The sequence below is a fragment of the Aequorivita marina genome (assembly GCF_031631895.2).
In the GTDB taxonomy this organism is placed as follows: domain Bacteria; phylum Bacteroidota; class Bacteroidia; order Flavobacteriales; family Flavobacteriaceae; genus Aequorivita; species Aequorivita marina.
Genome location: NZ_JAVMBW020000005.1, coordinates 185,575 through 194,315, shown reverse-complemented (window position 1 = coordinate 194,315; position 8,741 = coordinate 185,575). Strand labels below are relative to the sequence as shown.

At 38.1% G+C, this 8,741-nt stretch carries 9 protein-coding genes; 2 read left to right on the top strand and 7 right to left on the bottom strand.

What is annotated here, in order from left to right:
- Both QPK98_RS08950 and QPK98_RS08945 read left to right on the top strand, forming a co-directional pair.
- Nucleotides 1-375 (top strand): type IX secretion system membrane protein PorP/SprF (locus tag QPK98_RS08950; RefSeq protein WP_310992879.1); only part of this gene is annotated, 375 nt, incomplete at its 5' end.
- Nucleotides 376-498: 123 nt separating this feature from the next.
- Entirely contained in the window at nt 499-1,008 is a 510-nt protein-coding gene (locus QPK98_RS08945) for a gamma carbonic anhydrase family protein (protein ID WP_310992878.1), read from the top strand.
- A gap of 48 nt (nt 1,009-1,056) precedes the next feature.
- On the opposite strand, the gene murI is transcribed toward QPK98_RS08945, so the two are convergent.
- The 7 genes from murI to QPK98_RS08910 form a co-directional block, all read right to left on the bottom strand.
- Nucleotides 1,057-1,848 (bottom strand): glutamate racemase, encoded by a 792-nt coding sequence (murI, locus tag QPK98_RS08940; RefSeq protein WP_310992876.1) that lies wholly within the window; start codon nt 1,846-1,848, stop codon nt 1,057-1,059.
- 250 nt (nt 1,849-2,098) lie between these two features.
- Complete coding sequence (locus tag QPK98_RS08935; protein WP_310992875.1) at nt 2,099-2,608, bottom strand: OmpH/Skp family outer membrane protein; 510 nt, start codon at nt 2,606-2,608, stop codon at nt 2,099-2,101.
- 84 nt (nt 2,609-2,692) lie between these two features.
- Nucleotides 2,693-3,544, bottom strand: a complete 852-nt coding sequence (locus QPK98_RS08930; RefSeq protein WP_310992873.1) for an OmpH/Skp family outer membrane protein — start codon at nt 3,542-3,544, stop codon at nt 2,693-2,695.
- Between the two features lie 39 nt (nt 3,545-3,583).
- Nucleotides 3,584-6,184, bottom strand: coding sequence for an outer membrane protein assembly factor BamA (bamA, locus tag QPK98_RS08925; RefSeq protein ID WP_310992871.1), 2,601 nt, complete (start codon nt 6,182-6,184; stop codon nt 3,584-3,586).
- On the bottom strand, nt 6,165-6,908 hold the full coding sequence (gene uppS / locus QPK98_RS08920) for an undecaprenyl pyrophosphate synthase (protein ID WP_310992869.1): 744 nt from the start codon (nt 6,906-6,908) through the stop codon (nt 6,165-6,167). Before uppS ends, bamA begins: the two co-directional genes overlap by 20 nt.
- A 5-nt stretch (nt 6,909-6,913) precedes the next feature.
- Nucleotides 6,914-7,639 (bottom strand): type IX secretion system protein PorG, encoded by a 726-nt coding sequence (porG, locus tag QPK98_RS08915; RefSeq protein WP_310992868.1) that lies wholly within the window; start codon nt 7,637-7,639, stop codon nt 6,914-6,916.
- A gap of 178 nt (nt 7,640-7,817) precedes the next feature.
- Nucleotides 7,818-8,702, bottom strand: coding sequence for an NAD kinase (locus QPK98_RS08910; RefSeq protein WP_310992867.1), 885 nt, complete (start codon nt 8,700-8,702; stop codon nt 7,818-7,820).
- Between the last annotated feature and the right edge of the window lie 39 nt (nt 8,703-8,741).

Genomic DNA, 8,741 nt, shown 5'->3' with positions numbered 1-8,741 from the left:
TTTGATTCGGATTGGAGTTATGAACCCTCGTTTTTGTTTCAGTGGGCTGAGCGCACGGGCGAGAAGACGATCGATGTAAACTTTAAGGCCTACCGGGCCATGCCGTTTGGACAGCTCTGGGCGGGGCTCTCGTACCGCAGAAGCCTAGATGGAGCAGAGTACCTTAGTGGACGAGAAACCAAGAACCAACAGCTCAATTACATCACCCCGGTACTAGGCATCAATCTTGGCAAGTTTATGTTCGCCTATACCTACTCATACCAAAGTGGAAACGTACGCTTTGATGGCGGAGGCTATCACCAAATTACCCTAGGCTACGACTTCTTGGGCGGCAGACCAGAACCCTACGACTGCCACTGCCCAGCGATTAATTGATGCGGATATATCACTAAGCATTTAGTTTGATATAATTACAGTTATTGCGTATAGTTCTTTTATAAAAGAAGCATTAGTTTAAATTATTTCTTACATTAATCCGTAAGATTATAAAAGTAGAAAATGATAATAAAAAAAATAAACGGAAAGCATCCGGAGATTCCCGAAGATTGTTTTATAGCTGAAAACGCTTGTATTGTTGGCGATGTAGTTATGGGGAAAGAATGTAGTGTTTGGTTTAATGCGGTAATTAGAGGGGATGTTCACTTTATAAAAATTGGTGATAAGGTAAATATTCAAGATGGTGCTGTTATTCATGCAACCTATAAAACTTCGCCAACAACTATTGGCAATAATGTATCTATCGGGCATAATGCAATCGTGCACGGCTGTACCATTCACGATAATGTTTTAATTGGGATGGGAAGTATTGTTATGGACGATTGTGTTGTAGAAAGTAACACAATTATTGCCGCTGGTGCTGTGCTTTCAAAGAATACAAAAGTGGAGAGTGGGAGTATCTATGCTGGTGTTCCTGCCAAAAAAATTAAGGACATTAGCCCAGAACTTTCCAAAGGTGAAATAGAACGTATAGCAAATAATTATGTTTTGTATTCTTCGTGGTATAAGTAAATATAAATTGAAAGAAACAAGATGGGTTTTTATACGGATGAATCTGTTTTAAAAATTTATTTGTTTGATGTTTATTTTTTCTGAAAACCTATTTAGTAGAGCCATTAAGGTGTTGGTTTGGGCGTTGCTATAAAATTGTAGTTCAGGTTTTGAGTTTTCTTCGCGAAGCAGATTTAAACTTTGAAGAACAGTTTTAGTCTGTTTGGCAACTGCTTCGCCAGAATCGATAATTGTTACGTTTTTGGGAAGTATTTGCTTCAATTGTGGTATCAAGTAGGGGTAATGACTACAGCCCAAAACTAAATAGTCAATATTAGCCTCAATCATGGGCTTGGTGTGCTTTCTTAATAGCGTAAGCATTTCTGGACTGTCAAGTTTGCCTGCTTCTATTAGCGGTACAAGTCCTTCGCCTATTATTTCAACAACACTTATATCTTTTGTAAACTCTTGAGTGGTTCTGCTGAAAAGGGTACTGCTTAGGGTTCCTTTAGTTGCTAAAATACCTATGCTTTTTGAGTTGGTTTGCAATGCGGCCGGTTTTATTGCTGGTTCAATACCGATTATAGGCGTGTTGTATTTTTCACGTAAAACTTCAATGGCATTGGTAGTGGCTGTGTTACATGCAACAACAATAATCTTACATTCTTGGTCTAAAAGTTTTTCGGTGTTTTTGATGCTAAGAGCAACTATCTCTTTTTCAGACTTGTTTCCGTATGGGGCATTTTTGCTGTCTGCAAGATAGATGGTGTTTTCAATTGGCAATAATTTATGAATTTCTTGCCAAATGGAAGAGCCTCCCACTCCTGAATCAAAAATTCCTATGGGACTGTTTTTGTTCATTCCGTAAATTTAATTAATAATACCAAGCTAACCATATAATGACGTATCCAATGGTTTTTACTTTTCGTATGTTTTCTATTTGGTAAGTGTCGTCCGTTGTGACACGTGAAAACTATGTGGTGAGTGATAGAAAGATCAACTAGCTATTCTGTGGTGCTTGGTAAAAAAACACTGGCGGAAGTTGATACTATGATAAAAAAAAACTGCCGCTTTTTTAGCGACAGTTTAAGGTAATAAGTTATAAGAAGAATTATATTCCTAATTCCTTTTTAACATCTGGCATAAGGTCTTTACCATCTGCAAGGATTACACCACTTCCCATAGTGGAGTCCAATACGTACTGATAACCTTGTTCTTTAGCCACTTTTTGAATGGTGCTTTGTGCTTTTTCAAGAATTGGCTTAAAGATATCGCTTCTTTTCTTATCTAAGTCTTGAAGTGCTTGTTGTCTATACGACTGAATGTTGTTTTGCATTCCTTGAACTTCTTCTACTCTTTTTTGGTTCTCTTGATCCGTTTTGCTAGCGGCTTCGCCATCATACTGCTTCATCTTGGTGTCAAGTTCCTTGGCCATTGCCTTAATTTCAGCATCGTACGTTTTTTGCACTTTTTCTAGCTGACTTTGAGCAGCCTTGTACTCCGGCATTGTTTCAATCAATTCTTGTGCATTGATATGGGCAATTTTTGCTTGAGCGTTAACAAAACTTGTAGCTCCCACAAAAAGTGCGATTGCAACTAATAACGTTTTCATTTTTTTCATTGTAAAGTGTATTTAATTTAAAGGTGTAAATTTATTGATTATTGATTTATTGCGTTGTAAAAAAAACAATTTTGTTATATTCTATTAGTCCTTTTTACGTTCGTTTCTTCTTTTTTCGCGGGCGTCCATTATAGAATCTCTTCTTCTTTCTCTTTCTTCCATCATGCGCTGACGGCGGGCTTCAATTTCTGCTTTTTTTGCAGCTCTAATGGAGTCGCGTTCCTTACGGCGCTGCTCCATCATCTCTTGTCGCTCTTTTTGTTTGGTTTCAACCATTTCTTGACGCTCTTCCTTCTTTTTCTGAATAGCTTCTTCTCTTTCGGTCAGTGCGCCTTCTTCTTCTAAACCGAGCTTTTCACGACGCTCAATTTCTCGCTTTTCTTTTTTATTTTCAGCCTGAACACGTCTTCCAGCACGTTCAATGCTTCGTAACACCAAGTCGCTAACGTCATTTCTTTTCGCTGCAAAAAGCATCACGACATCTGCCGATTTATCAAATATGAAATCGTATTTCTTATTTTCGGCAACTTCTTGAACAATATTGAAAACCTGATCTTGAATAGGCTGAACAAGCTGCCTTCTTTGAATCATTAAATCGCCATTAGGGCCAAAACGATCTTGCTGATATTGCAGCATCTCATCTTCTTTGATCTTTATTTCTTCTTCTCTTTCGTCAATCAATTCTTTTGTTAAGAGAACCCTTTCATTAGCAAGGTTCAATTTCATTTGATCAATTTCCTTTTGGCTTTTTTCAATATCTTTTTTCCAGCGTTGCACTTTGCCTTCCAATTGTGTGGAGGCTTCTTTGTATTCTGGAACGCTTTCTAGAATATACTCCATATCAATATAACCGATACGAACGCCGCGTTGTGCTTCTGCCATAAAGCTGAAGCAAAAAAGAGTAAGGGCGAAAAATAGTATTTTTTTTGTCTTCATATTATTTGGTTGTTGTTTAAGAAAAAATCGTGCCAACTTTTAAAATTGTTGCCCAATAATAAAGTGGGTCTGCCATCCATTTCTTTCCGTGCCACCTAAAACAGGGTCAAAACCGTAACCGAAATCGATGCCTAATAATCCAAAAGCGGGCATAAATATACGTAATCCTGCGCCAGCAGAACGTTTTAATTCAAAAGGATTGTATTCCTTAAAACCTGTGTATGACGCTCCACCCTCTACAAAACCAAGTACATAGATAGAGGCAAGTTGTTTTAAGGTTACAGGATACCTTAATTCAAACGAAAATTTATTGAAAACTGTATTTCCGTCGTTATCTGATAATGATTGGTTTGGGTATCCTCTTAACTGAATAACCTCGCGGCCATCTAGACTATACGCGCCCATACCGTCACCACCTAAAAAGAATCTTTCAAATGGTGGTACCCCACGATCGTCGTTATAAGCCCCTAAAAACCCAAGCTCGGTGCTTGTTTTAAGTACTAGCTTATCGATAAGTCTTGTGTACCAAGAACCTTTAAACTTAACTTTATAGTATTCTAGCCACTTGAAACGCTCTTGGTCAATTTCTGAAATTCTATTGTTAGCATTTACATAACCCGGTGCATCACTTCTAACTAATGACAGCTCTGCTCTTTCCTTTTTCAATGCGTTATAATCTACGTTATTGAATGCAGAATAAGGAGGTGTTAGTTTAGCGGTTATACTAAAATCTGAACCTGATGTGGGGTAAATAGGATTGGTTGCCGTATTGTTTCGGCTAATACCTATGGTGTAAGCAAGGTTATTTGAGTACCCATCACCAAAGGTAAATAATCCTGTATTGTAATTATTAAGGTTGTAATGTTGAAAGCTAATAGCGTTTGACCAAACAAAGTAATCATCGGGCCATTTTACTTTTTTCGCTAAACCAACAGATCCACCGGTAATAGTGAAGCTTCTAGATTTATCTGCACGCCTGTTGTTGTAGTCGTAGTAATTTTGAATGGTGTGCGAGAATGATGTTGAAAGCTGTACTGGTTTTCTACCTCCCAACCATGGCTCTGACAAGGATAGGCTATAAGTTTGGTAATATCCACTCGCTTGGGCGCGAAGCGATAGTTTTTGGCCATCGCCCATAGGTAACGGTTTGTAGGAGTCTAAATTAAAAATATTACGAAGCGAAAAGTTATTGAAGGAAAGACCAAGTGTACCTACAAAACCACCGCCACCATAACCTCCTTGAAGCTCAATCTGGCTGGAACCTTTTTCAACAACGCCGTATTCAAGATCTACAAGACCGGCATTTTCATCTACTTTTTTGAAGTTTGGTGAAAGTTGCTCAGGATCAAAAAATCCTAACTGTCCTAATTCACGAATAGTCCGTACCACATTACGCTTGCTGTATTTTTGTCCTGGACGCGTTCTTAATTCTCTGTAAATAACGTGGTCGTTGGTACGATCGTTTCCTACCACGGTAACGTGGTCAAAATAGAAAAGGTTGCGTTCTATAATCCTGATTTCAAAGTCGATGGTATCGTTTCTTACCGCAACTTCTACAGGGTTTATTCGTGCCGCAAGGTATCCGTTGTTTTGGTATAGGTTTGTAATGTCTTCCGCATCTGGTGCCGATTCATCTGCAATGCGTTCCTTCAGCATAACCCCGTTATAGGTGTCGCCTTTTGAAATAGCGAGCACTTGGCGCAGTTGGCCATCGGTAAACACACTGTTACCTATAAACTTAATGTCGCCAAAGTAATATTTATCGCCTTCGGCAAGGTTTATATCTACTGCCACGCTTTTGTCGTCTAACTTCCGCAGGGTATCACTAATAATTCTGGCATCTCTGTAACCGTTTGCTTTGTACTTTTTAAGAATAGATTCCTTATCTTCTTCAAAGCCTTCCTCGGTATATTTTGAGCGTTTCCAAAAGCGAATGAAATTTTTCTGTTTGGTTTTCTTCATAAAACGGCGCAATTTACGGTTAGAAAATTGCTCGTTGCCGTCAAAATTTATGCTCTTTACTTTAACCCTATTACCTCTGTCTACTGCAATAACCATGTTTTTGGATATTTCAACCCCAGTAGAATCTTTTTCGGGCGTAGTGGTAATGGTTACTTCAGTATTGAAAAACCCATCTTTTTTGTATTTGTTTTTGATGTAGTTTTTTGTAGTAGTAAGAAGGTTTTCAGTGATTTTTGTGCCTGATTTTAGGTCGTTATCCTTTATAATCTCCTTCTTTTTGGCCTTTCGGATTCCTTGCCCAACAATAGTGACCTCATTTAGCTTGGGTAGCTCCACAATATAAAGCTCTAAATCTACATTGTCACCTTCAATATTGGTAACATAAAAAGCGATATCGCTGAATAGATTTTGCTCCCAAAGTTTTTTGGTAACTTGGCTAAGTTCTTCCCCTGGAATATAAATTCGGTCTCCTTTTTTAAGGCCTGTAAATGCTACTACGGTTTGCTCATTGAAGCTTTGGGCACCTGAAACGGTTATTTCGTTTATGGTGTACTTTTTACCGCTGTCAAGTTCTTTTTGCTGTGCCTGAAGTGTGAAAACGGAAAGTATTGTAACGAATAGAATACAATAAGATTTTCTGTATATGTGCAATAGGGAACTATTGTTTAATTTGTTCACTGGTTTTTCCAAATCTTCTTTCTCTGTTTTGATAATTTAATATTGCTTCAAAAAGATGGTCTTTTGAATAATCCGGCCAAAGTGTTTCAGTAAAGTACAGTTCGGCATATGCTATTTGCCAAAGCAGGAAATTACTGATACGCTGCTCTCCACTGGTGCGGATCAATAAATCTACATCTGGTAAATTTTGCGTGTAAAGATGATTATTTATTACCGTTTCATCAATATCGTGCGGCGAAATTAGGTTATTTTTAACTTTAAGACTAATCTCTTTTATTGTTTTTATTATTTCTTCCCTAGAACCGTAGCTGAGCGCAAGGGTAAGGGTCATTCTCTTATTGTTTTTTGTTTTGTCTATTACATCTTTAAGTTCTCTATGGGCCCTTTTGGGGAGTGCATTTAGATTACCGATTGCATTGAGCTTGATGTCGTTATCTGTTAGGGTCTTTATTTCTTTTTTTAATGAAGAAACCAAAAGCTTCATCAAGAGCTCTACTTCTAGCTTGGGCCGATTCCAGTTTTCGGTAGAGAAGGCGTAGAGTGTTAAATACGGAATACCTATTTCGGCACAACCTTCAACGATTTCTCGAACCGATTTGCTGCCGTTTTCATGACCGATGGTTCTGAGCAAACCTTTCTGTTTTGCCCAACGGCCGTTACCGTCCATAATAATGGCGAGGTGTTGCGGAAGTTTTGTTTTGTCAATTTGCTCCTTAGAATCCATAGTTTTTAAAAATCACAATAACAGGGCAGTCGTCCAAATGCAAAGGTAAGGGTAATCCCGGTAAACATATACCAGTCATCGTTGTTGATGTTGCCAAATTGACCGTCAGGATTGGGCCTTTTCGATGTAGCGCTGTTACTGCCGTCTAAATTGTCTGTAAATGTGTATCGTGCACCGATTTCAAAACCCATAAATACGTGTGGGTTTAGCCTAGCTTTGTAGCCCAAAACCATTGGTATTGCAAATTCAATTCCTGTCTGAGTGTTTTGTACCTGCTCGGTTCCATCGCCCATACCAATACCATAACCTTTGTCTAAAGTGCCTGATTTATCATATAAGAAAGCGGTGATACCCGTGTATAAATAAGGTGTAGAAATCCATTTTGAATTGTTGTGAACGTCATAGTCCCAAAATGTATATTCCAGCCCTAATGAGGCCTCTTTTATTGAGTTTTCAAATGAATAACCACGTTGCTGCCTACTGTTCTCATTGCTTTTGGCATCGTCTCCCTCAATTTTAGCGTAAAGAAATGAGGCTCTAAAAGCGTGTCTTCTACTGCGATTCCACTTTACTATTCCTCCTAGAGCTAAGGTTTGGGGATTAATGTAGGTGGTATTGCCAATATCGCCAATATAGTTAGCACCCCCAGCCATAAACCCAACTTCATAGGTTTGTGATTGTGCCGACCATACAGTTAAGAGTATTAATAATGCAGATGCTAAATACCTCATATAGTTTAAAAGTTTGCAAATATAATAATAAACTTGTCTTGATTGGGTTTTAAGAACAATTGTCTGTGATGATTAACAAATTTAGTCTGATTTTATTGTAACTCAACGAGATTATCTATTTGATTTTATTGGTGAAATATTGCTTTTAATTCGGGTTTTGGCCTATTTGGTTTTAGTGTTAGTTTCTCTTGTCTTCACCCCAAAGAAGTTTTTTGCGAAGTGTTTTGATAAAGCTATCGTCATTAAGCTGAAGTAGCTTTAATGTAAAGGATGCTCTTTTTATAATAATACTGGTTTCGTCTTCTAGGGTTGCGATTCTAGAGTCCATTGATGCTAAAAAACTGTCTTCTCGCCCAGATACTTTTAGGGTAACTTTACTGGAATCTGGAATTACCAAAGGCCGTGCGTTGAGATTATGAGGCGCAATAGGCGTAATTACAAAGGCGTTGGTGTTTGGGTCTATAACCGGGCCACCACAACTAAGGGAATATCCCGTGGAGCCTGTTGGTGTTGCCACAATTAATCCATCAGACCAGTAAGAGGTAAGGTGTTTGTCGTTTACAAAAGTTTCTACTTTTATCATAGAAGTAGTGTTGCGCCGGTTTACCGCTACTTCATTTAATGCAAAATTTAAAGAATGAATTTCGCCGCTTTTTGGGGAAGTTTCAACGGTAAGTAGCGTTCTTTCAGAAATTGAATATTTACCTTCTAAGATCTGATTGAGGCTTTCGGTTATCTCTTCTTTCTGGATTGTTGCTAAAAAACCAAGTCTTCCAGTATTGATTCCAACAATGGGAATGTCAAGATCCGCAACAAAAGTTACCGCTTTTAGTATGGTGCCATCACCTCCAATGCTAAAAAATAGATCGAAACTATCATCTAAGGTGGTAAAAGAGGAGCAGTCTGAAAAGTTCTTGGTAATTTCTTGGTTTCGGTTTATGATCTCAAGAAATTTTTCTTCTATCAGAACTTCTGCTTCCCGGTGTTGAAGCGCATCTAGTAAAAGTTGAATGTAAATTTCTGCGTTTTCGTGATAAAACTGTCCGTAGATTCCTATTTTCATTTAGCTAAAAGTTGATCCTATTGTCATTTGTTTTTTTAA

Excerpts from the sequence above, each read along its gene's own strand:
- QPK98_RS08910 (WP_310992867.1), bottom strand. The coding sequence starts at position 8,702 with ATGAAAATAGGAATCTACGGACAGTTTTATCACGAAAACGCAGAAATT.
- QPK98_RS08930 (WP_310992873.1), bottom strand. The coding sequence starts at position 3,544 with ATGAAGACAAAAAAAATACTATTTTTCGCCCTTACTCTTTTTTGCTTC.
- uppS (WP_310992869.1), bottom strand. The coding sequence starts at position 6,908 with ATGGATTCTAAGGAGCAAATTGACAAAACAAAACTTCCGCAACACCTC.
- murI (WP_310992876.1), bottom strand. The coding sequence starts at position 1,848 with ATGAACAAAAACAGTCCCATAGGAATTTTTGATTCAGGAGTGGGAGGC.
- porG (WP_310992868.1), bottom strand. The coding sequence starts at position 7,639 with ATGAGGTATTTAGCATCTGCATTATTAATACTCTTAACTGTATGGTCG.
- QPK98_RS08945 (WP_310992878.1), top strand. The coding sequence starts at position 499 with ATGATAATAAAAAAAATAAACGGAAAGCATCCGGAGATTCCCGAAGAT.
- QPK98_RS08935 (WP_310992875.1), bottom strand. The coding sequence starts at position 2,608 with ATGAAAAAAATGAAAACGTTATTAGTTGCAATCGCACTTTTTGTGGGA.